Source organism: Pseudomonas sp. GW821-FHT09E12 (assembly GCF_059416085.1).
On sequence record NZ_JBWKOM010000003.1, the window covers coordinates 145239 to 168910 of the forward strand.

A 23672-nucleotide genomic window follows, 5' to 3' on the forward strand; every position below is an offset into this window, starting at 1 on the left:
GCGAGGCTGCGATCGACTGCGCAGCAGGCGCAGGATCTTGAGCCCGCTGGAGGACCTTCGGTCCTATCGCAGCCTGCGGCAGCGGCTACAGGGGTCGCGGTTATATCGGAGCCTTTTGTAGGTGCGAGCTTGCTCGCGATCAGGTCCCGCGGCTGACAGGTTTGTCGTGTAAGACGCTGTCTGAAAGTGAGGCGCTTCGCTTTCCTTTGTAAGGCTTTTCCGAGAAACTCCGGGCCGCTTGCGTCTGGGAAGGGCGCTGTCTAGCCTCGGGTTTGTCACTGGTTTTTCAGTGGCCGGGTTTAGCAGCTCGGTAAGTCTCAGGCGTATAAGACACCATGTCTTCCCGGTCGGATTTTATTCTGGCTGGTCTGTTATGGCGGCTGTACGTGGGGCACCTTCGGGTGCGCCGGGTTCCTGAGCCCTGGTCTGCTAACCCGCGTCCAGCTGCCACCCTCAATCGTTTAGCAGCGACGGGTGAAAGCTCCATTGCTCGGGAGTTACACCATGAAAAAACTCGTCCCCGATCCACCCGTTTCCCTGCCGTTCTCACGCCGCAATCCAGACCACGACCAGGCCAATGAGCAGGTCCGTCAGGCGTTGGCCAACCATCCGGTGGAAGGTTCGTTGCTCGCAGCCTTGAAACCCACCGCGGCGGGGCCTGCGGGTAACGATTCGCTCTTCACCGTCCGTCCCGGCATCAGCGCCGAAGAGGCGTTGCTTCACGTTTCGATCCTGCTCAAGGCGGCTGAGGAGGTCTCCGATGAGATCACCGAGCGGGCCAGTGGCGTGGAGCGTGGCCTGATCTGGTCGATGATTCATAGCGTCGAGATGGCGCGAGGTGTGGTGGATGCGTTGCTCGACGGCAGCCGTCCACCAACGCAGCCCTGAACCCTGTAGCCGCTGCCGAGCCCGCGAGGCTGCGATCGGCCGCGAAGCGGACGCAGGATTTTGAGCCCGCTGGAGGACCTTCGGTCCTATCGCAGCCTGCGGCAGCGGCTACAGGGCGTGCCGTCTTTGGGGCCGTGTCATACGGAGTTCATCGCCGCTGGCTAAAGTTGCCTTTTCACTTTGGGTCGGAGGGATCCACGATGGGCGATTTCACTCTCGGTCGGCGGCGTTTGATTCAGGTGGCGGGTGCGGGGTTGTTGCTGCCGGGGCTGGCGCCGGCGGTGATCGCGTCGCCCAAGGACCGGCCGAAGATGGTCGATGGCGTGCAGTCCGGGGACTTGCTTGGCGACCGGGCGATGGTCTGGAGCCGTACCGACCGGCCGGCGCGGATGGTGGTGGAGTGGGATACCCGCAGCCTGTTCAGCAATCCGCGACGCTTCGTCTCGCCGCTGGCCGATGCCCGCACCGACTTCACCGCGCGGGTCGAGCTGGGCGGTTTACCCACCGATCAGGCGATTTTTTATCGGGTGTATTTCGAGGATGCGCAGACCGGCGTGCGCAGCAAGCCCTGGTTCGGCCATTTGCGCAGCGTGCCGCAGACGCGCCGCGATATTCGCTTTGTGTGGAGCGGCGACACCGTCGGCCAGGGTTTTGGCATCAACCCGGACATTGGCGGCATGCGTATCTACGAGGCCATGCGCCGGCGCCTGCCGGACTTTTTTATCCACAGCGGCGACACCATTTACGCCGACGGCCCGGTGCCGGCGCAGCTGACCACCGAGAACGGCCGGGTATGGCGCAATATCACCACCGAGGCCAAAAGCAAGGTCGCCGAGACCCTCGACGAATACCGCGGCAACTACCGCTATAACCTGCTGGACGAGAACGTGCGGCGCTTCAACGCCGAGGTGCCGCAGATCTGGCAGTGGGACGACCATGAGGTGGTCAACAACTGGTCGCCGAGCAAGGTGCTGGATGAGCGCTACACCAGCAAAGATATCCACACCCTGGTAGGGCGCGCGCGGCAGGCCTGGCTGGAGTACGCGCCGATGCGCTTGCAGAGCGCCGACCAGGGCGGGCGGATCTATCGCAAGTTGAGCTACGGGCCGCTGCTGGATGTGTTCGTGCTGGACATGCGCAGCTATCGCGGTGGCAACGACGACAACCTTGGCGCGGCCAAGCCGTTTCTTGGCCGCGAACAGCTGGACTGGCTCAAGCAGGGGCTCAAGCACTCCAAGGCGCAGTGGAAGGTGGTGGCGGCCGACATGCCCATCGGCCTTGGCGTGCCGGACGGCGAGGTCAGCCCCGGCGTGCCGCGCTGGGAGGCGATCGCCAACGGCGATCCGGGCCCGGCCCAGGGCCGCGAGCTGGAGATCGCCGAGTTGCTGGCGTTCCTGCGCAAGCACAAGGTGCGCAACCATGTGTGGCTGACGGCGGATGTGCATTACTGCGCGGCGCACCATTACCACCCGGACCGCGCGGCGTTCCAGGATTTCGAACCGTTCTGGGAATTCGTCGCCGGGCCTTTGAATGCCGGCAGTTTCGGGCCCAACGCGCTGGACCAGACCTTCGGCCCGGAGGTGGTGTTCCAGAAGGCGCCGCCGGCGCAGAACACCTCGCCGTTCGCCGGGTTCCAGTTCTTCGGCGAGGTGCAGATCGAAGGGCAGAGCGGGGAGTTGAAGGTGACGCTGCGGGACCTGGACGGGGTGGCGGTGTTCGAGCGCAAGTTGCAGCCGGTGTAGTCATGTAGGAGCGAGGCTTGCCCGCGATGGCGGTATCAAGGCCGCTACCGGCCTTTGGCCTATCGCGAGCAAGCTTCGCTCCTACAGAAGCGTGGAGTGGGTCAGTAGACGTCGCGGCGATAGCGGCCTTGCTCGATCAGCCGTTCGATGACCTCGGCGCCCAGCACTTCGTTGAGCGCCTGATCCACGCCCGAGGCCATGCCTTGCAGGCTGCCGCAGATGTAGATCGCGGCGCCGTCGGCCAGCCACTGCTTGAGGCGTTCGGCCTGTTGGCGCAGGCGATCCTGGACGTAGATCTTCTCGGCCTGGTCGCGGGAGAACGCCAGGTCCAGGCGGCGCAGATCGCCGGCGGTCAGCCATTCCTGCAGCTCGTCCTTGCAGTAGAAGTCATGCTCGGCGTTGCGCTCGCCGAAGATCAGCCAGTTGTCTTGCTGGCCCTCGGCGATGCGCGCCTTGAGCAGGCTGCGCAAGCCGGCCAGGCCTGTGCCGTTGCCCAGCAGGATCAGCGGGCAAGGCTCGGCCGGCAGATGGAAGCCGCTGTTGCGCCGCACCCGCAGGCTGATGGCCGAACCGACCGGCGCATGCTCGGTGAGCCAGCCGGAGCCGATGCCCAGGCTGCCGTCGGGGTGGCGTTCCTGGCGCACCAGCAGTTCCAACTGGCCGTCGCTGGCAATCGAGGCGATGGAGTATTCGCGCATGGCCAGCGGCACCAGGGCATCCACCAGCGCCTGGGCATGCAGGCCCACCAGGTGGGCACGGTTTTCCGGGAGCTGGCGGCTGGCCAGGGCCTGGGTCAGGGTTTCCGTCAGGCCGTCGAGCTGCACCGTGGCGCTGCCGTCCAGGCCGAGGCCGTCGAGGAAGAACTCGATGGCCCACGCGCAATTGCGCGGCAGCACTTCTACCAGGTCGCCGGCCAGCCAGCTGCTCGGCTGCGGTGGGGTGAGGCCCAGCAGGTAGACGCCCGAACCGCTGCTGTCCGGGTTCAACAGCTCGCGTTGGTTCAGGGTCCAGTTGTTGTAGGCGGGCGCCTGCCACAGGTCCACCGGCGCCTGGCCGATCAACTGGCCCAGTTGCTGCTGCCAGTGGCGCAGGGCGTAGCTGTCGCCGCTGTCGACTTCCACCGGGGCGAACAGGGTGTTGCCGCCATGTTCGGCCAGCCAGCCATGCAGGCGCTTGGCAAAACCGCAGAAGTGCGGGTATTGCCGGTCGCCCAGGCCCAGTACGGCGTACTTGAGGTTGTCCAGGGACAGGGCGCGGCCCAGCACCTTGCGCTCGAAGCCCCGGGCGCTGTCCGGCGCTTCGCCGTCGCCGAAGGTGCTGACCACGAACAATGCGTTCTGGGTATTGAGCAGGTCCTGCTCGCTGACGCTGGCCAGCGGCTGGACCTTGGTCGGTACGCCGGCGGCCTGCAGTTGCCCGGCGGTCTGCCAGGCCAGTTGTTCGGCGAAACCGCTCTGGCTGGCGAAACCGATCAGCCAGGCCGAGGCATCGCCGGTGTCGGTGCTCAGGCCCTGGCGCGCGTCCTTGATCTGGCGTTTCTTGCGCCGGCGATCCAGGTACAGCAGCCAGCCGGTGATAAAGAACAGCGGCATGGTCAGCGAAGCAATGGTCACCAGGATCCGCCCGACAATGCCGAAGTAGCTGCCCACGTGCAGGGCATAGATGCTGGTCAGCAGCTGGGCCTTAAGGCTCTTGTCGCTGTAGCGGTCGTGGCGGCTGACCACGCCGCTGTTCGGGTCGATGGTGATCTGGTTCAGCGCCCGGTCGTGGGGCGAATTCTTCAGCAGATAGAACACGGTCGCCGGCTGGCCGGCCATCGCCGGCATGCGGATGTTGTAGGAGCTCAGGTCCTTGCCGGCGGTGCTGTAGATACCCAGCCACATGGCGTTGTAGTCGGCGGTCGGCGCCGGACCCTGGGGCGGCGCGCCTCGGTTCTTCATGCGTTGGCTCTGTGGCGAGTCGGCCAGCAGTTTGTTCAGGCCCTTGTTGTACCACTCGTAGGACCAGGACAAACCGGTCAACGCTGCCAATAGATAGAACAGCAGGCACCAGGTCCCGGCCACGGCGTGCAGGTCCCAGTTGAAGCCACGACCTTTTTTCGCCCAGTCCAGGGTCAGCCAGGCGCGCCAGCTCGCCACCTGGCGCGGCCAGCGCAGGTAGAGGCCGGACAGGCAGAAGAAAATCAGGATCAGGGTGCAGGCACCGGTGATCTGCCGGCCGCTGTCGCCCATGGCCAGGAAACGGTGCAGTTGCAGCATCAGGCCGAAGAAGTCCTGGCCCAGGGCGGTGCCCATGAATTCGCCGGTGTAGGGGTCGAAATAGCGCATCTCGCCACGGCGCTGGCCCGGTGGCGGGGTGAACCACACGCGTGCGGCGTTGCCGCTGTCGGCCTCCACCGTGAGCATCGACACGGTCTTGCCCGAGGCCGCCTGGATCTTTTCCACCAGCTCGGCGGGCGGCAGGACCCCGGCCGGCTGCTTTTCCACCTGCAGTGTGGAGGGGTTGAGGGCACGCAGGATTTCATCCTGGAACGACACCGTCGCTCCGGTAATGCCCATCAAGGCCAGGACCAGGCCGGCGCTGATGCCGAAAAACCAGTGCAACTGGAACAGGGTTTTCTTCAACACATCGACCGCCTCGTTGGTTCTTAAGTCTGTGCCACGGCGCGCATTATGCCGTGAGTTGTCGAGAAACATTCTTTCTTACGCACAAAAGCCCCACTTGCCGAAACAGGTGGGGCTCATGCGTTTGTAGCCGCTGCCGAAGGCTGCGATAGGATCCAGCGATCTTGAGATCCTGCGCCTCCTGCGGCAGCGGCTACAGGTCCACCGTGTAGCCGCTGCCGAGCCCTGGCGAGGCTGCGATCGGCTTGGGCGGCATTCCGACGCAGCAGTCGCCAAACCCGACGCCCGTACAGGTCAGGCATACCGCAGCGCCAGCTTTGCGGGGCTGCGCCCCGATCGCAGCCTGCGGCAGCGGCTACAGGTGAAACCCGTCAGAAGTGGAAGTTGGTGGTGAACAAGGCGGTACGGCCGGCTGCCTGGTTGGCAAAGTGCGCCGAGTAGGCTTTGTCGTAGTAGGTCTTGTCGGTCAGGTTCTGCACGTTCAGCTGCAGGTCGACGTTCTTGCTCAGCTTGTAGCTGGCCATGGCGTCGTAGCGGGTGTAGGACGGCACATACACGGTGTTGCCGGCATCGCCATACACCTCGTCGACATAGAACGCACCGCCGCCGACGGTCAGCTTCGGCAGCACTTCATAAGTGGTCCACAGGCTGAAGCTGTTTTTCGGCGTGTTCGGCATTTCATTGCCTTTGTTCGAACCGGCGCTGACGACCCCGTTACGCCCGTTGAGGCCGGCGTCCACCAGCTCGCTTTTCAGGTAGCTGTAGCCGGCGAAGACTTGCCACTTGTCGGTGATCTTGCCGCTGGCCGACAGCTCCAGGCCGTCGACGCGGGACTCACCAGCGTTCTGGTAGGTCAGGGCATCGACCAGGATGCGGGTGTTTTTCTTCTCGGTACGGAACACCGCGGCGGTCAGGGACAGGCGGTCGTTGAACACGTCCCACTTGGTGCCCAGCTCGTAGTTGACGGTTTCTTCCGGTTGCAAATCGCTGACGCTGGCGCCGGCGGACAGCGGGTTGCCGTCCGCGCCTTCACCCACCAGGCCGCCCGCTGGCGAGGCCGAGGTGGCGTAGGAGGCGTAGACGCTGCCGTTGTCCGCAGGTTTCCACACCAGGCCGGCCTGCCAGTTCCAGAACTGGCTGTCGTCCTTGATCTTGGTGCGCCCGGTGGCGGTGTCGGTATTGGCCACGGTGTCGAAGGTGTCGTAGCGCAGGCCGACGTTGAGCAGCCATTGCGGATCGAGTTCGATGGTGTCGAACACATAGGCCGCGCGGCTGGTGGCTTTGGTGTTGGTGCCGTAGTAGTTGCGGCTGATCGCGCCGGTCCAGGCATCGTCCGGGTTCGGATTGCTCAGCGAGGTGCAGCTGGGGATGCTGCCCGGATTACAGACTTTCGCGGTGTTGCCGGCGATGTTGTAGCTGCTGACGCGAGTCTCTTCGCCAGTGAACTCCAGGCCCGTGGAGTAGTTGTGCTTGAAGCCCAGGGCCTGGAATTCGCCGAACAGGTCGGTCTGGTTGGTGGTGGTTTCGGTGGTGGACACCCGCGAGTTGGCGCGACGCCACACGGTGCCGTACTTGTTGACGTTGAACTTGCTGTCGTCCGGCTGGGTGAGGATGTAGTCCTGGCCGGTGTTGCCATGACGCAGGGTGTTTTTCAGCGTCATGTTGTCGTTCAGGTCGTGCTCGATGGAGACGGTGCTGATGTCCGCGCGGGTCTTGCGAAAGTCCCGATCCTTCAAGCCATAGAAGTTGTCGCTGTCGCCGCCGTCGGTGGGTTTGTCGTGCTTGTGGGCGGTGGCGCTGGCCGAGCTGTAGCCGTAGGGAATGCCCGAATCCGGCAGGTCGTCGCTTTCCATGTGGTAGTAGCTGAAGTTGACGCGGGTCGGGGTGCCCAGGCCGAAGGTCAGGGACGGTGCCACGCCCCAGCGGTCGTAGTTGACGGCGTCGCGACCGGCCACGTTCTGCTCGTGGCTCATCAGGTTCAGGCGGAAGGCGGCGCTGTCGAGGAACTGGCGGTTGACGTCCAGCACATAACGGCGGGTCTGGTCGGAACCGTAGGTGAAGCCGCCGTTGAGGAAGTCTTGCTGCTTGGGCGTCTTGCTCACCAGGTTGAGGCTGCCACCGGCCGAGCCGCGACCGCCGAAGGAGGAGTTGGGCCCCTTGCTGACTTCGATCGATTCGATGTCGAAGATCTCGCGGCTCTGGCCGCCGGTATCGCGCACGCCATCGAGGTAGGTGTCGCCCTGGGCATCGAAGCCACGGATGAACGGACGGTCGCCTTGCGGGTTGCCGCCTTCGCCGGCGCCGAAAGTAATGCCCGGCACGGTGCGCAGCGCATCCTGCAGCGAGGTGGCGGCAGTGTCCTTGAGCACTTGTTGAGGCACCACGGTGACCGAGCGCGGCGTGTTGACCAGCGGCGCGGTGTACTTTTGCGACGAGGCTTTTTCGACCTGGTAGGACGTCTGGTCCTGAGCTTCACCGGTGATGCTGGTGGCGTCCAGGGAAATGGCATTGCCGGCGGCTTTCTTCTCGGTGTTTTCCGCGGCAAAAGCCATATGGGCTGCGGAGCCGGCGGTGATCGCCACGCCAATCGCAGACGCCAGCAGGCGTGGTGAACCGAGCGGTAATTGTGGTGGTTGGCGCGACATGGTGATTCCCCTCCCCAAGGATTTGAGGCGGCGGAATATAAGGCGAACAAGTCTATGTATCAATTGCGAAATATTGCTATTCGCACGGAATTTACATTCTTTACAATTTCGCTTTACGGTTTTTACGCTTTCATTCGTCTGCGCATTTTACATTTGCAATAAGAATCAATATCATTTGCACCCCCCTTTGCTTTCAGGTATTGCCTCATGCTCCTGCATATTCCCGGCCTGTTCTCCCGTGAAGAAGTGCTGCGTATCCGTGAGGCCCTGGAGCAGGCGGACTGGGCCGACGGCAAGATCACCGCCGGTTACCAGTCGGCCAAGGCCAAGCACAACCTGCAACTGCCCGAAGGCCACCCGCTGGCCCAGGAGATTGGCGCGGCGATGCTCGAGCGCCTGTGGCAGCACCCGCAATTCATGTCGGCGGCGTTGCCGCACAAGGTTTTCCCGCCGCTGCTCAACTGCTACACCGCCGGTGGCAGTTTCGACTTTCATATCGACAACGCCGTGCGCCAGCCCAAGGGCAGCGTCGAGCGGGTGCGGACCGACCTGTCGTCGACCCTGTTTTTCAGCGACCCGGAGGATTACGACGGCGGCGAGCTGGAAATCCAGGACACCTTCGGCACCCAGCGGGTGAAGCTGCCGGCCGGCGACATGGTGCTGTACCCGGGCACCAGCCTGCACAAGGTCAACGCGGTCACCCGCGGCACCCGTTATGCGTCGTTCTTCTGGACCCAGAGCCTGGTGCGCGAAGACAGCCAGCGCGCCCTGCTGTTCGAGATGGACGAGGCGATCCAGCAACTGACCCGCGACATGCCGGAGCATCCGTCGCTGATCCGCCTGACCGGCACCTACCACAACCTGTTGCGTCGCTGGGTCGAGGTGTAAGCCATGAGTTTCCAGTTACGCCGCGAGGAAGTCCTCGACGGCGAGCAACTGCGCGCCATGCTCGAACAGAGCCCGGCCCGGGCTGCCCAGGCGATCCTGCTGGCGGCCGGGCAGGGCGTGCCGGATGCCCAGGCGCTGCTCGGGCAGATCCTGCTCGATGGCCTGGGCATCGAGCGCGACCAGGCGCTGGCGCTGCGCTGGTTCGCGATCGCCGCCAAGGGCGGGCAGCTGATGGCGCGCAACATGCTGGGGCGTTGCCACGAGCATGGCTGGGGCTGCGAGGCCGATGCCCAGGCCGCCGCCGGGCATTATCGCCAGGCCGCCGAAGCCGGGCTGGACTGGGCGCTGTACAACTACGCCAACCTGCTGGCCACCGGTCGCGGGGTCGCTGAAAACCAGGCCCTGGCCTTGAGCTGCTACCAGCGGGCGGCGGCGATGGGGCACGCCAAATCCATGAACCTGTTGGGCCGTTATCTGGAGGAGGGGCGTTACTGCCCCAGGGATGTCGCGGCGGCCTGTGACTGGTATCGCCGTTCCGCCGAGGGTGGGGATTTTCGTGGGCAGTTCAGCCATGCCGCGGTGCTGGCCGATGCCGGGCGTATCGACGAGGCGCTGGGTTGGCTGGACCAGGCGTTGGCTGGCGGCAACCTGAATTTCCTGCGGGTCGCCCGCGGCGCCTTGTTGCAGGCTGCCCATCCACAGATTCGTGGCCTGGCCCTGGCGTATCACCAGCGCGCGGCGCAATTAGGGAATGAAACCGACCGCGAGGCATTAGCCCGGCTGTAGCTTCTGTAGGAGCGAGGCTTGCCCGCGAAGGCGGCATCAAGGCCACCACCGGCCTTCGGCCTATCGCGAGCAAGCTTCGCTCCTACGGAGGCATTTTTTCAGCGTTTATCGCGCAGGCATAAAAAAGCCCATGACTGGTCATGGGCTTTTTCGTTGCGGCGTATCGCTTACACGTAGAAGGATTTCAGGGGCGGGAAGCCGTTGAATTCCACAGCGCTGTAGCTGGTGGTGTAGGCACCGGTGGACAGCCAGTACAGGCGGTCGCCGATGGCCAGGTTCAGCGGCAGGCCGTACTTGTAGTTCTCGTACATGATGTCGGCGCTGTCGCAGGTCGGGCCGGCGATTACCACTTCTTCCGTCTCGCCTTTCTTCTCGGTCCAGATCGGGAACTTGATGGCTTCGTCCATGGTTTCGATCAGGCCGGAGAACTTGCCCACGTCGGTGTAGATCCAGCGTTCCACGGCGGTCCGGGATTTACGCGCCACCAGCACCACTTCGCTGACCAGGATACCGGCGTTGGCGATCAGCGAACGGCCTGGCTCGAGGATGATTTCCGGCAGCTCGTCGCCGAAGTCTTCCTTGAGGAAGCGGATGATTTCCTCGGCGTAGGTTTCCAGGCTGTTGGTGCGGGTGATGTAGTTGGCCGGGAAGCCGCCACCCATGTTGATCAGCTTGAGGTGGATGCCGTCTTCTTCCTTCAGGCGTTCGAAGATCACCTTGACCTTGGCGATCGCTGCGTCCCAGACGCTGATGTCACGCTGTTGCGAACCCACGTGGAACGACACGCCGTAAGGCACCAGGCCCAGGTCGCGGGCGAGGATCAGCAAGTCCATGGCCATGTCGGTCTGGCAGCCGAACTTGCGCGACAGCGGCCAGTCAGCAGTGGTCGAGCCTTCGGTGAGGATGCGCACATAGACTTTCGAGCCCGGCGCGGCCTTGGCGATGTTGCGCAGGTCGGCTTCGGAGTCGGTGGCATACAGGCGCACGCCCTTCTCGTAGAAGTAGCGGATGTCCTTGGATTTCTTGATGGTGTTGCCGTAGCTGATCTGGTCCGGGCTGACGCCGCGGCCCAGCACCTTGTCCAGCTCGTAGATCGAGGCGATGTCGAAGTTCGAACCTTTTTCCCGCAGCAGGTCGATGATTTCGACGGCCGGGTTGGCCTTTACCGCGTAGTAGACCTTGGCGAACTCGAAACCGGCACGCAGGTCATCGTAGGCCTGGGCGATCATCTGGGTGTCGATCACCACGAACGGGGTTTCTTGCTTGTCGGCGAACGCCTTCATTTTCTGAAAGGTTTCGCGCGCGAAATAGTCTTCGACCTGAATCGACATACCTGGGAGCTCCTAATGGCAAACGGGTAAAAACAATGGGTGCAAATGAACGTCCTCCGTATCCCCACTTTGGTTCGCCTACTTCCCAAGGCATTGCCGCCGAAAGCAAAAAGGCCACCCGGATCGTTTGAGAGCTACTGCGTGCTGTGCGCCTTCGGCGCTACGCGAGCAATACTGCGTTGGGAAGAAGCTCGGAATGCTCATTTACAACCAGTAAACTCCGCTTCCTCGCCTCTTCCCGCCTTGTCTTGCCTGCGCTCGCTACGCTCTCAAACGATCTGCAAAAGGTTTCCCTATGGCCTTGCTGTCTCGTCGTCAGTACTTGAGCCGGATGGATCGTTTCCAGCATGGACGTTCGGCGCGAACTTTAGGGCGTGAGGGGCCTGAGATCAACAAAAAATGTCGCGTTTTTGCACGCGTTCGTCGCGTGGTCCGAGCCAGTCATTTATGTAACCGACCCAGATGACAGGCTGATGTTCCCCAGGGTGGGGAATCCGTGGCGTGAGGGGGCCCGGTTCCCGGTCGAGTGCGGGCTGGTGTCGCGAGGCACTGTAGCCGCTGCCGAGGCACGAGGCTGCGATCGACTGCGAAGCAGGCGCAGACCCGGCGCCTCGGTATATCAGGGCACCGAGGGCAGGGCGGCACGGCCGCTTCGCGGCCGATCGCAGCCTCATTCTTCGGCAGCGGCTACACGATCCGACCGATGCGGCAGGTCAGGCCAATGCTGTTTCGGCCGGCGAGACGATGTTGGTCTTCATGCCGCGCGAGCGGCCGGAGCTGAGGTAGGCGGCAATCGATTCCTGGGTCACTTCGCCGAGGAACACCCGCTCGGCATCCAGCACCGGCAGCCACGAACGGTTGAACTCGTACATCCGCGACAGCAGGATCCGCAGGTGTTCATCGTAGGCCGCGGTGGCGTTGAATTCGCGCAGGTACTGGGCGCAGGTGCCGGCCTGGCGGTGCAGGTCGCGGCGGCGTACATACCCCAGGGCCTTGTTGTCGGCGCAGGTCACCACCAGGTAGCGGCGGTCGTGTTCGTCCATCAGTTCCAGGGCGTCGGCCACCGGCGTTTCCGGGCTCACCGACGGCGCGTTGTCGGCGGCGTCCTCGGCCTTCACCAGCAGCAGGCGCTTGAGGGTGCTGTCCTGGCCGACGAAGTTGCTGACGAACTCGTCCGCCGGATGGGCCAGCAGGGTGTCCGGATGGTCGATCTGCAACAGCTTGCCGGCGCGGAAGATGGCGATCTTGTCGCCGAGCTTGATGGCTTCGTCGATGTCGTGGCTGACCATGATCACGGTCTTGTTCAGCGCCCGCTGCATTTCGAAGAACTCGTTCTGGATCATCTCGCGGTTGATCGGGTCGACCGCGCCGAAAGGTTCGTCCATCAGCAGCAATGGCGCATCGGCCGCCAGCGCGCGGATCACGCCGATCCGCTGTTGCTGGCCGCCGGACAGTTCCCGTGGGTAGCGATGCAGATATTGCTTGGGTTCGAGCTTGATCATGCTCATCAGCTCGCGGGCGCGGTCATGGCATTTCTGCTTGTCCCAACCCAGCAGCTTGGGCACCACCACAATGTTTTCCTCGATGGTCATGTTGGGGAACAGGCCGATCTGCTGGATCACGTAGCCGATGTTGCGGCGCAGGGTCACTTCGTCCAGGCCGGTGGTGTCTTCGCCATTGATCAGCACCTTGCCCGAGGTCGGCATGATCAGGCGGTTGATCATCTTCAGCGTGGTGCTCTTGCCGCAGCCCGATGGCCCAAGGAACACACAGATTTCGCCTTCATTGACGGTCAGGCTTACGGAGTCGACGGCGGTGATGGTCTTGCCGTTGCTTTGGAAGGTCTTGGTCAGGTTTTGAAGTTCGATCATTTGAGCAGTCCTTTTGGAGTCAAGGAGCGTTGCAACCATTGCAGAAGCAGGTCGGCGAAGATGGCCAGGAGGCTGACCAGCACCGCGCCGACGATCAGCATCGACATGTCGCTGCGGCTGATGGAAGCAAGAATGAGCACACCCAGGCCGCCGGCACCGATGGTGGCGGCGATGGTCATGACGCCGATGTTCATCACCACCGCGGTGCGTACGCCGGCGAGGATCACCGGCACGGCGATCGGCAACTCGACCATGCGCAGGCGCTGGCCGAAGGTCATGCCGATGCCACGGGCGGCTTCGCGAATCCCCGGCTCGACGCCGGTCAGCGCCAGGTAGGTGTTACGCATGATCGGCAGCAGGGAGTAGAGGAACACCGCGGTGATCGCCGGCAGCGGCCCCAGGCCCTGACCGAATTTGGAGTAGAACGGCAGCAGCAGGCCGAACAGGGCGATCGACGGGATGGTCAGCAGCACGGTGGCGCTGGCTTGCAGCGGGCCGGCCAGGGTCGGGAAGCGGGTCATCAGGATGCCCAGGGGCACGCCGAAGAGGATCGCCAGGGTCACGGCGATGCCCACCAGGGTGATGTGCTGCCAGGTCAGTTGGATGACTTGCTGCCAGTCGAGATGGGAAAAGGCGTTGAGAAATTCCATGGCTCTTTCCTCCCTCAATTCAGTGGATGCTGGCGCAGGAAATCTGCGGCAACGGCGGATGGGCTTTCATGGTCGACGTCGACCCGGGCGTTGAGCTGGCGCATGGTTTCGTCGTCGAACAGTTCGGCCAGCGGCTTGAGGTCGGCGGCCAGTTGCGGGTGGGCGTCGAGGTAGGCCTGGCGTACCACGGGGGCCGCGGTGTAGTCCGGGAAGTAATGCAGGTCGTCGTTGAGCAATTTCAGGTTGAAGGCGTTGAGCCGGCCGTCGGTGGTGTAGACCAGGCCGGCGAACACCTGGCCGTTGCGCAGGGCGGTGTAGACCAGCCCGGCGTCCATCTGCCGGATGTTCTTGCGGGTCAGGTCCATGCCGTACAGCTTGACCATGCCTTGCAGGCCGTCGGAGCGGTTGGCGAACTCGGTGTCCAGGGCGATCAGGTGGTGGTCCTGGCGTTCGGCGTCGAGGACTTTTTTCAGGTCGCTGACGCTGTTGATCTGCGGGTATGCGTCCGCGACGTTTTTCGGCAAGGCCAGGGCGTAGGTATTGCTGAATTTCGACGGGGTCAGCCAGACCAGGCCTTTTTTCCCGTCGAGTTCCTTGACCCGCTCATAGGACTGTTGGCTGTCGAGTTTTTCCGTCACGTGGTTGTAGGCCACCAGGGACACCCCGGTGTATTCCCAGAGCATGTCCAGCTGCCCGCTTTCGTGGGCGCTGCGTGCCAGGTTGCTGCCCAGGCCGCCGGTGACCCGGGTGTCGTAACCCTTGCTGCGCAGGTACTGCGAGGTGATTTCCGCCAGCAGTGTCTGCTCGGTGAAGACCCGGGCGCCGATGCGGATCACCGGCTTTTGCGCGGCCTGGGCAATTCCCGCGCACAGCAGGACGCAGCCTATGATCAAAGCTATTTTTTTCATGTGAATTCCTTCGCGCAGGCTTAAGACGGGCGCAGGCCGCGTTCCAGCCAGAGGCGGCTGGCCAGTGTCACCAGGCCGTCGAGCAGCAGCGCCAGCAAGGCGGTGCAGGCCGCGCCGAGCAGCAGTTGCGGCTGATTGTTCAGGGCGATGCCGGGGAAGATCAGGCTGCCAAGGCTGTTGGCGCCGATCAGGAAGGCCAGCGGCGCGGTACCGACGTTGATCGCCAGGGCCACGCGCACGCCACCGACGATGATCGGCACGGCGTTGGGCAGCTCGACTTTCCACAGCACCTGGCGCGGCGTCATGCCGATGCCGACGGCGGCTTCCTTGAGGGAACCCTGGACGTTTTTCAGGCCTTCGTAGGTGTTGCGCACGATGGGCAGCAAGGAGGCGAGGAACAAGGCGAAGATGGCCGGCCCGCTGCCGATGCCGAGGATCCCCAGGGCGATGGCCAGGACGGCCAGGGGAGGGACGGTGTTGCCGATGTTGAACAGCTGCATGAAGCGCTCGGCACGCCCGACCATCTGCGGTCGGCTGAGGAAGATGCCGGCGGGTATCCCCACCACGAGGGCGGCGAACATTGAAGCGAGTACCAGGTACAGGTGGGCTTGCAGGTAAAACAACAGATCGTCGCGGTAGTGTTCGATCGTACTGATGCCGATCCAGTGGATCAGCAGGGCCAGGAGAGCGATGACCGCCGCGCCTCCTATCAGCCCTTTGCCATAGCGAATAGCCACAGGCGGACTCCTTTTTCATGTCGGCGAGCATTCTTTCGTGTGGCAAGGCCATACCTGGCTGCCAAAAGAACGGTCGCGAGAAGCAGCTCGTCGATGCGCTGGAAACAGCGCGGGATCGAGCCATACGCATAGCCTCGTCAGGCTAACTTGCTGATTTTTCTACCCCTGACGAAAGCTCGTAACAGGGGAGTGGACGCCTCCACCTTTTAAAAGGTTCCATATTTGGCCGCGTTTGGCCACCCTCCATCCCATAACTCCGATATCTCTGATGCCTGGCATCTGTAGCCGCTGCCGAGCGCAGCGAGGCTGCGATCGGCGGCGCAGCCGTCGCAAAACCTGCCCCCTCGGTATACCTGACAGAGCGCATCGCAATGCCGCCCGGGCCAATCGCAGCCTCGCGCTGCTCGGCAGCGGCTACAGGGCAAGGGTTGCAGGGGCGAGGGCCGAACGGTGGTCCGTGGTGCTTGCTTTGCGCTATACTCGCCGCCCTTTTTTTGAATCACCTGCCAGGCGATTTCCCATGACCAAACAGGCCGCCGAAGTCGCGAAACGCCGCACTTTCGCCATTATTTCCCACCCGGATGCGGGTAAAACCACCATCACCGAGAAGCTCTTGCTGATGGGCAAGGCGATTGCCGTTGCCGGTACGGTGAAGTCCCGCAAGTCCGACCGCCATGCCACTTCCGACTGGATGGAGATGGAGAAGCAGCGCGGTATTTCCATTACCACGTCGGTCATGCAGTTCCCTTATCGCGAACACATGATCAACCTGCTCGACACCCCGGGCCACGAAGACTTCTCGGAAGACACCTACCGCACCCTGACCGCGGTGGACTCGGCGCTGATGGTGCTCGACGGCGGTAAGGGCGTAGAGCCACGGACCATTGCCCTGATGGACGTCTGCCGTCTGCGCGACACGCCGATCGTCAGCTTCATCAACAAACTCGACCGTGACATCCGCGACCCGATCGAACTGCTCGACGAAATCGAAGCGGTCCTGAAAATCAAGGCGGCGCCCATCACCTGGCCGATCGGTTGCTACCGCGATTTCAAGGGTGTGTACCACCTGGCGGGCGACTACATCATCGTCTACACCCCCGGCCACGGCCACGAGCGCACCGAAACCAAGATCATCGAGAAGCTCGATTCCGATGAAGCCCGCGCCCACCTGGGCGACGAGTACGAACGCTTCATCGAGCAACTGGAGCTGGTGCAGGGCGCTTGCCATGAGTTCGACCAGCAGGCGTTCATGGACGGCCAGCTGACCCCGGTGTTTTTCGGTACCGCCCTGGGCAACTTCGGTGTGGACCACGTGCTCGACGCGGTTGTCGACTGGGCGCCGCTGCCGCTGGCGCGCGTGGCCAACGAGCGCACCGTGGAGCCGCAGGAAGAGAAGTTCACAGGCTTCGTGTTCAAGATCCAGGCGAACATGGACCCCAAGCACCGCGACCGTATCGCCTTCATGCGCATCTGCTCGGGCAAGTACGAGAAAGGCATGAAAATGCGCCACGTGCGCACCGGCAAGGACGTGCGCATCGGCGATGCGCTGACCTTCTTCTCCTCCGAGCGTGAACAGCTCGAAGAAGCCTACGCCGGCGACATCATCGGCTTGCACAACCACGGCACCATCCAGATCGGCGACACCTTCACCGAAGGCGAGGCCCTGGGCTTCACCGGTATCCCGCACTTCGCCCCGGAACTGTTCCGCCGCGTGCGCCTGAAGGATCCGCTGAAGTCCAAGCAACTGCGCCAGGGCCTGCAACAGCTGGCCGAAGAAGGCGCGACCCAGGTGTTCTTCCCCGAACGCAGCAACGACATCATCCTCGGCGCCGTCGGTGTGCTGCAGTTCGATGTGGTCGCCAGCCGCCTGAAAGAGGAATACAAGGTCGAGTGCTCCTACGAGCCGATCACCGTGTGGTCCGCGCGCTGGATCGATTGCAGCGACAAGAAGAAACTCGAGGAATTCTCCAACAAGGCTGTGGAAAACCTGGCGCTGGACGGTGGCGGTCACCTGACCTACCTGGCCCCGACCCGGGTCAACCTGGCGCTGATGGAAGAGCGCTGGCCCGACGTGAAATTCCGCGCGACCCGCGAGCATCACTAAGGTCTGAGCGACGCCCCAAGCAAAAGCCCCGCGGCCCAAACCGCGGGTTTTTTATGCCCAGAACCTATCCATTCCCGTAGGAGCGAGGCTTGCCCGCGATAGCGTCCGCCCGGCCAATGAACTTCTCCCGGCAGAACCGCGGTGGCAGGTTTTGGGGCTGCTACGCAGCCCATTGCGAGCAAGCTTCGCTCCTACGGTATTGGTGGTGTTCGTGGAATCTCCATGCTGTCGTAGGAGCGAGACTTGCCCGCGAAAGCGTCGGTTCGGGCAACGATTCTCTCCCGACAGAACGCGAGATCAGGTGTGGGAGGAAGATGCATAACCGCTGGTTTTAGGGGCTAGTCGAAAGCCGTCTAGCCAGTGGGCGAATCGCGGGCTTGTTATCTGGAAAAGCGTCGGCTTCGGGGCTAGGTTCATACGAGGCCGTGCCTTGCAAATCCGGCTGTGGCCATCATTGATTCACCTACATAAAGGGACGGAATCAACATGAATGTCTTCCAACGGGGTGTGCTGTTACTCAAGGTGCTGGTGCTGTTGTCGCTGGGCATGTCCGCGGCCTGGGCCGGCGACCAGGCCGCACGGGTGCCGGGTTTCTGGGGGCCGGGGCATTTGCAGAACGGGGTGCAGATGATCGCCAAGTCGGAATCCGAGCCGGGCGATCAGGGACAGGGTGGTAGCGAGGGCGATGATGATTCGACCACCGACGAGCCGGACCCCGACAGCGACGACGAGGCTAGCCAGGGCTGAGCCAGGCTGGCGGAAAAAAGAAACCCCTCCTGCCGGACTGATGCGCAATCCGGCAGGAGGGGTTTGGTCAACACAGATGAGGCGCCGCGGGTCACCGCGGCGCCTTTTTTGGCCGGCTCAGCCGAGGAACTGTTCGGCGTAGTGGCAGGCCACCTGGCGGGTGTCGAGCAGGCGCAGGGCCGGCTCTTCGCTGCTGCAACGCTCGGTGGCGTATGGGCAGCGCTTGTGGAACGCACAGCCGGATGGCGGGTTCAGCGGGTTGGGCAATTCGCCGACGATCTTGATCTTCGGTTTGTCCGGGTCCGGGTGAATGGTCGGCGTGGCCGACAACAACGCCTGGGTGTAAGGGTGCAGCGGACGGGTGTAGATGTCCTCTTTCGGGCCCATTTCCACCGGCCGGCCGAGGTACATCACCATCACGTGGTCGGCGACGTGACGCACCACCGCCAGGTTGTGGGAGATGAACACATAGGCGGTGTTGAACTCCTGCTGCAGGTCCATGAACAGGTTCAGCACCTGGGCCTGGATCGACACGTCGAGGGCCGAGGTCGGTTCGTCCGCCACCAGCACTTTCGGTTGCAGCATCATCGCCCGCGCCAGGGCGATACGCTGGCGCTGGCCGCCGGAGAACATGTGCGGGTAGCGCTGATAATGCTCGGGGCGCAGGCCCACCTGCTTCATCATCGCCTGGACCTTTTCCCGTCGCTCGCTGGCCGACAGCCGGGTGTTGATCAGCAGCGGCTCGGCCAGTTGATCGCCGATCTTCTGCCGTGGGTTGAGCGAGGCGTAGGGGCTCTGGAACACCATCTGCACGTCTTTGCGCAGTTGCTTGCGCTGGGCCTTGTCGGCGCCGGCGACTTCCTGGCCGGCGATTTTCAAGGAGCCGGAAGACGGTTCTTCGATCAGGGTCAGGGCCCGGGCCAGGGTGGATTTGCCGCAGCCGGACTCGCCGACCACGGCGAGGGTCTTGCCGGCTTCCAGCTCGAACGACACGCCGTTGAGGGCGCGCACGGTGGCGTGGCCCTTGAACAGGCCGCGGGACACTTCGTAGTGACGGGTCAGGTTGCGGGCGGTAAGAACGACGGCCATTACGCCACCTCCTGATTCAGCGGGTAGAAGCAGCGGGCGAGGCTGGCGGCTTTCGGATCGAGGCTTGGACGCTGCTGGCGGCAGTTTTCCTGCACGTACGGGCAGCGCGGCGAGAGCAGGCAACCTTGCGGACGGTCGTAGCGACCGGGAACGATGCCTGGCAGCGTCGACAGGCGCGCAGCGCCCATGCTGTGCTCGGGAATCGCTGCCAGCAGCGCTTCGGTGTAGGGATGGGCGGGGATGTCGAACAACTCCGGCACCTGGCCCACTTCCACCGCTTGCCCGGCGTACATCACGCACACGCGCTGGGCGGTCTCGGCGACCACCGCCAGGTCGTGGGTGATCAGCACCAGGCCCATGTTCTGCTCGCGTTGCAGGTTGAGCAGCAGCTCCATGATCTGCGCCTGGATGGTCACGTCCAGGGCGGTGGTCGGTTCGTCGGCGATCAGCAGCTTCGGCTCGCCGGCAATCGCCATGGCAATCGCCACGCGCTGGCTCATGCCGCCGGACAGTTGGTGCGGGTAGGCGTCCATGCGGCTGGCGGCGCCCGGGATCTCGACTTTTTCCAGCAGTTCGATGGCGCGCTTGCGGGCCGCCTTGCCGGACATCTTCAGGTGCAGGCGCAGCACTTCCTCGATCTGGAAGCCCACGGTGTAGCTCGGGTTCAGCGCGGTCATCGGGTCCTGGAACACCATGGCCAGGTCCTTGCCGACGATCTGCCGGCGTTGCCGGGCGCTGAGCTTGAGCATGTCCTTGCCGTCGAAGCTGAGGGCGTCGGCGGTGACGATGCCGGGATGCTCGATCAGCCCCATCAGCGCCATCATGGTCACGGACTTGCCGGAGCCGGATTCGCCGACGATGGCCAGGACTTCGCCCTTGTCCACGTTCAGGTCCAGGCCATCCACCACGGGAACGGCCTGGGCGTCGCCGAAGCGCACGTTGAGATTCTTGATTTCTAGCAGTGACATGGGAATCTCCTCAGGCGGCGTTCTTGAGTTTCGGGTCCAGCGCGTCGCGCAGGCCGTCGCCCATCAGGTTGATTGCCAGCACGCTGAGCAAAATGGTCAGGCCGGGCAGGCTCACCACCCACCAGGCGCGTTCGATGTAGTCGCGGGCCGAGGCCAGCATGGTGCCCCACTCAGGGGTGGGCGGCTGGACGCCAAGGCCGAGGAAGCCCAGGGCCGCGGCATCGAGAATCGCCGAGGAGAAGCTCAGGGTCGCCTGGACGATCAGCGGCGCCATGCAGTTGGGCAGCACGGTGATGAACATCAGGCGCGGCAGGCCGGCACCGGCCAGGCGCGCGGCGGTCACGTAGTCGCGGTTGAGCTCGCCCATCACCGCGGCGCGGGTCAGGCGCACGTAGGACGGCAGCGATACCACGGCGATGGCGATCACGGTGTTGATCAGGCCTGGGCCGAGGATGGCGACGATCGCCACGGCCAGCAGCAGGGACGGCAGGGCCAGCATGATGTCCATCAGACGCATGATGGTCGGGCCGAGCAAGCGCGGGAAGAAGCCGGCGAACAGGCCCAGGAGGATGCCCGGGATCAGCGACATGACCACCGACGACAGGCCGATCAGCAGCGACAGGCGCGAACCGGTGATCAGGCGCGACAGCAGGTCGCGGCCCAGTTCGTCGGTGCCGAGGATGAACTGCCATTGGCCGCCTTCGAGCCAGACCGGCGGGGTCAGCAGGAAGTCGCGGTATTGCTCGCTCGGGTTATGCGGGGCGACCCAGGGCGCGAAGATCGCGCAGAAAATCACCAGCAGCATGAACAGCAGGCCGGCCACCGCGCCCTTGTTGCGCGAGAAGGCCTGCCAGAATTCCTTGTACGGCGACGGGTACAGCAGGCTTTGATCCACGGCCACGGCGGATACGGCTACTGAGGAGGTTGGAGTGCTCATGAGTATTGTCCTCAGCGCTGGTGACGAATGCGTGGGTTGGCAAAGCCGTAGAGGATGTCCACCACGAAGTTGACGAGGATCACCAGGCAGGCGATCAACAGGATGCCGTTCTGCACCACGGGGTAGTCCCGGGCGCCGATGGCTTCGATCAGCCATTTGCCGATGCCGGGCCAGGAGAAGATGGTTTCGGTCAGGACCGCGCCGGCCAGCAGGGTGCCGACTTGCAGGCCGACCACGGTCAGCACCGGGATCAGCGCGTTGCGCAGGCCGTGCACGAACACCACGCGCGCCGGCGACAGGCCCTTGGCCTTGGCGGTGCGGATGTAGTCTTCGCGCAGCACTTCGAGCATCGAGGAACGGGTCATCCGCGCGATCACCGCCAGCGGAATGGTGCCAAGCACGATGGCCGGCAGGATCAGGTGGTGCAGGGCATCGAAGAAGGCGCCGGTGTCATCGGCCAGCAGGGTGTCGATAAGCATGAAGCCGGTTTTCGGCTCGATGTCGTAGAGCAGGTCGAGCCGCCCGGAAACCGGGGTCCAGCCCAGGCTCACGGAGAAGAACATGATCAGGATCAGGCCCCACCAGAAGATCGGCATCGAATAGCCGGCAAGGGAGATGCCCATCACCCCGTGGTCGAACAGGGATCCTCGTTTCAGCGCGGCGATTACCCCGGCCAGCAGGCCGATCACGGCAGCGAACAGCATCGCGGCCGAGGCCAGTTCCAGGGTTGCCGGGAACAGGGAGGTGAACTCGCTCCACACACTCTCGCGAGTACGCAGGGATTCACCCAGGTCGCCCTGGGCGAGTTTGCCGATGTAGTCCAGGTACTGGGCATACAGCGGTTTGTTCAGACCAAGGCGTTCCATTGCCTGGGCATGCATCTCAGGGTCGACCCGGCGCTCGCCCATCATGACTTCCACGGGATCGCCGGGAATCATGCGAATCAATGCGAACGTCAGCAAGGTGATGCCGAAGAATGTGGGAATCAACAACCCCACACGGCGGGCAATAAAACTAAACATCTTCTGGTGTACCTCATCAGCCGGTTAGGCGTGTCCGGCATCCCTGGGGTCAGGGATGCCGGGCGTTTCTTATCTACTTCACCTGGGTGGTAGCGAAGTTGTTGGTGGTCAGGGGACTCTGGTGGTAGCCCTCGACGTTCTTGCGCATTGCCGTGAACATTTTCGGATAGGCCATGGGGATCCAGGGTTGTTCCTTGTCGAAAATATCCTGGGCCTGTTCATAGAGTGCGGTCCGTTTGGCCGGCTCGGATTCGGCGCGGGCCTGATCGATCAGGCTCTGGAACGCTTTATTGCACCAGCGAGCGTAGTTTTCGCCGTTTTTGGCGGCCTCGCAACTGAGGTTGGGGGTCAGGAAGTTGTCCGGGTCCCCGTTATCCCCCGCCCAGCCGGCGGAAACCATGTCGTGCTCGCCGTTCTTGGCGCGCTTGAGCATCTCGCCCCATTCCATGACGCGGATATCGATCTTGAGGCCGATCTTCGCCAGGTCGGACTGCATCATCTGTGCGCCGAGCAGCGGGTTGGGGTTGGTCGGGCCACCGCCGTTGCGGGTGAACAGGGTGAAGACCGTGCCTTCCGGCACGCCGGCTTCCTTGATCAGGGCGCGGGCCTTGTCCAGGTCGCGGGCCGGGTTGCCCAGGCTGGTGTTGAAGCCCAGCAGGGTCGGCGGATAGGGGCCGGTGCCGACCACCGCGTTGCCCTTGCCGTACAGGCTGTTGACGTAGGCTTCCTTGTCGAAGGCGATGTTGATGGCCTGACGGACACGCGGGTCGCTCATGTACTTCTTGGTGGTGTTCAGGGCCACGTAGCCCACGGTCATGGCGGCCAGGTCGTCGACCTTCAGGTTGGTGTCGGCCTTGATGCTCGGGATGTCGTCCGGCTTCGGATACAGGGCGACCTGGCACTCATTGGCCTTGAGCTTCTGCAGGCGCACGTTGTTGTCGGTAGTGATCGCCAGGATCAGCGCGTCGGCCGGCGGCTTGCCACGGAAGTAGTCCGGGTTGGCCTTGAACCGCACCTGGGCGTCCTTGGCGTAGCGCTGGAAGACGAACGGGCCGGTGCCGATCGGCTTGCTGTTCAGTTCGCCGGCCTTGCCGGCCTTGAGCAACTGGTCGGCGTATTCGGCCGGGAAGATCGAGGCGAAGGCCATGGCCACGTCGGCCAGGAACGGTGCTTCGCGACGGGTCAGGGTGAAGACCACGGTGTGGTCGTCGGTTTTCTCGACGCTTTTGAGCAGTTCCTTGAAACCCATGCTCTCGAAATAGGGGAAGCCCACGCTGGACTTGTCATGCCACGGGTGTTTCGGGTCCAGCTGACGCTGGAAGCTCCAGAGCACGTCGTCGGCGTTCATCTCGCGGGTCGGCTTGAAGTAATCGGTGCTGTGGAACTTGACGCCTTTGCGCAGGTGGAAGGTGTAGATCAGGCCGTCCGGGCTGATCTCCCAGGACTCGGCCAGGGCCGGCTCGATGTCCGTGGTGCCGGGCTTGAAGTCCACCAGGCGGTTGAAGATGGTTTCCGCCACCGCGTCGGCAGTGACTGCAGTCGTGTACTGGACCATATCGAAGCCTTCCGGGCTGGCTTCGGTACAGACCACCAAGGGCTTGGCCGAGACGCCTGCGGCGACGCTCAGCAGTGCGGCAGCGATGGCCGCTTTCAGGGGAAGCATTTTCATCTAGAACCCTCTGCAATCGGTTGAACCAGAGTAGCTGGAGTGGCGAATTCGTCATGAATTCGCCAA

General features: G+C 63.4%; 18 protein-coding genes. 6 read left to right on the forward strand and 12 right to left on the reverse strand.

Annotation, left to right across the window (positions count from 1 at the left end):
* Positions 1-504: 504 nt before the first annotated feature.
* Positions 505-888 carry a DUF6124 family protein gene (locus AC07PQ_RS09170; RefSeq protein WP_114760045.1) on the forward strand — a complete coding sequence of 128 codons (384 nt, stop codon included), beginning with the start codon at positions 505-507 and terminating at the stop codon, positions 886-888.
* 200 nt (positions 889-1088) lie between these two features.
* Entirely contained in the window at positions 1089-2630 is a 1542-nt protein-coding gene (locus AC07PQ_RS09175) for an alkaline phosphatase D family protein (protein ID WP_007923844.1), read from the forward strand.
* Between the two features lie 101 nt (positions 2631-2731).
* Here the strand turns inward: AC07PQ_RS09175 and AC07PQ_RS09180 are convergent, their stop codons facing one another.
* Together AC07PQ_RS09180 and AC07PQ_RS09185 are read right to left on the reverse strand one after the other, a co-directional pair.
* A complete protein-coding gene (locus AC07PQ_RS09180; RefSeq protein WP_493185382.1) occupies positions 2732-5257 on the reverse strand; it encodes a PepSY domain-containing protein in 2526 nt (841 codons plus the stop codon).
* A 368-nt stretch (positions 5258-5625) separates the two neighbouring features.
* Positions 5626-7899, reverse strand: coding sequence for a TonB-dependent receptor (locus AC07PQ_RS09185; protein ID WP_007923840.1), 2274 nt, complete (start codon positions 7897-7899; stop codon positions 5626-5628).
* A gap of 207 nt (positions 7900-8106) precedes the next feature.
* Between AC07PQ_RS09185 and AC07PQ_RS09190 the strand changes: the two genes are divergently transcribed.
* Together AC07PQ_RS09190 and AC07PQ_RS09195 are read left to right on the forward strand one after the other, a co-directional pair.
* A complete protein-coding gene (locus AC07PQ_RS09190; RefSeq protein ID WP_150049000.1) occupies positions 8107-8787 on the forward strand; it encodes a Fe2+-dependent dioxygenase in 681 nt (226 codons plus the stop codon).
* Between the two features lie 3 nt (positions 8788-8790).
* Positions 8791-9573, forward strand: a complete 783-nt coding sequence (locus tag AC07PQ_RS09195; protein WP_493185383.1) for a tetratricopeptide repeat protein — start codon at positions 8791-8793, stop codon at positions 9571-9573.
* 167 nt (positions 9574-9740) lie between these two features.
* Here AC07PQ_RS09195 and AC07PQ_RS09200 read toward each other — a convergent pair whose 3' ends face one another.
* The 5 genes from AC07PQ_RS09200 to AC07PQ_RS09220 form a co-directional block, all read right to left on the reverse strand.
* A complete protein-coding gene (locus tag AC07PQ_RS09200; protein ID WP_007923836.1) occupies positions 9741-10904 on the reverse strand; it encodes a type III PLP-dependent enzyme in 1164 nt (387 codons plus the stop codon).
* Positions 10905-11617: 713 nt separating this feature from the next.
* Positions 11618-12775: an osmoprotectant ABC transporter ATP-binding protein OsmV gene (locus AC07PQ_RS09205; RefSeq protein WP_007923834.1), complete on the reverse strand. Its 1158-nt coding sequence runs from the start codon at positions 12773-12775 to the stop codon at positions 11618-11620.
* Entirely contained in the window at positions 12772-13425 is a 654-nt protein-coding gene (locus AC07PQ_RS09210) for an ABC transporter permease (protein WP_493185384.1), read from the reverse strand. The genes AC07PQ_RS09205 and AC07PQ_RS09210 overlap by 4 nt, the downstream gene beginning before the upstream one ends.
* A gap of 14 nt (positions 13426-13439) precedes the next feature.
* A complete protein-coding gene (locus AC07PQ_RS09215) occupies positions 13440-14333 on the reverse strand; it encodes a glycine betaine ABC transporter substrate-binding protein (protein ID WP_493185385.1) in 894 nt (297 codons plus the stop codon).
* Positions 14334-14353: 20 nt separating this feature from the next.
* Entirely contained in the window at positions 14354-15070 is a 717-nt protein-coding gene (locus AC07PQ_RS09220) for an ABC transporter permease (RefSeq protein WP_007923831.1), read from the reverse strand.
* Between the two features lie 520 nt (positions 15071-15590).
* On the opposite strand from AC07PQ_RS09220, the gene AC07PQ_RS09225 reads away from it, so the two are divergent.
* Entirely contained in the window at positions 15591-17174 is a 1584-nt protein-coding gene (locus AC07PQ_RS09225) for a peptide chain release factor 3 (RefSeq protein ID WP_007923830.1), read from the forward strand.
* A gap of 486 nt (positions 17175-17660) precedes the next feature.
* Positions 17661-17921, forward strand: a complete 261-nt coding sequence (locus tag AC07PQ_RS09230; RefSeq protein ID WP_007927024.1) for a hypothetical protein — start codon at positions 17661-17663, stop codon at positions 17919-17921.
* A gap of 117 nt (positions 17922-18038) precedes the next feature.
* Here AC07PQ_RS09230 and AC07PQ_RS09235 read toward each other — a convergent pair whose 3' ends face one another.
* The 5 genes from AC07PQ_RS09235 to AC07PQ_RS09255 form a co-directional block, all read right to left on the reverse strand.
* Positions 18039-19010 (reverse strand): peptide ABC transporter ATP-binding protein, encoded by a 972-nt coding sequence (locus tag AC07PQ_RS09235; protein ID WP_007927025.1) that lies wholly within the window; start codon positions 19008-19010, stop codon positions 18039-18041.
* The gene (locus AC07PQ_RS09240; RefSeq protein WP_253362654.1) at positions 19010-19978 is read right to left on the reverse strand and encodes an ABC transporter ATP-binding protein; all 969 of its coding nucleotides are present in this window, start codon (positions 19976-19978) and stop codon (positions 19010-19012) included. The genes AC07PQ_RS09235 and AC07PQ_RS09240 overlap by 1 nt, the downstream gene beginning before the upstream one ends.
* A 10-nt stretch (positions 19979-19988) precedes the next feature.
* A complete protein-coding gene (locus tag AC07PQ_RS09245) occupies positions 19989-20915 on the reverse strand; it encodes an ABC transporter permease subunit (protein ID WP_007927027.1) in 927 nt (308 codons plus the stop codon).
* Positions 20916-20926: 11 nt separating this feature from the next.
* Entirely contained in the window at positions 20927-21937 is a 1011-nt protein-coding gene (locus AC07PQ_RS09250; protein WP_007927028.1) for an ABC transporter permease subunit, read from the reverse strand.
* Between the two features lie 73 nt (positions 21938-22010).
* Positions 22011-23606 carry an ABC transporter substrate-binding protein gene (locus AC07PQ_RS09255; RefSeq protein WP_007927029.1) on the reverse strand — a complete coding sequence of 532 codons (1596 nt, stop codon included), beginning with the start codon at positions 23604-23606 and terminating at the stop codon, positions 22011-22013.
* Positions 23607-23672: the final 66 nt, after the last annotated feature.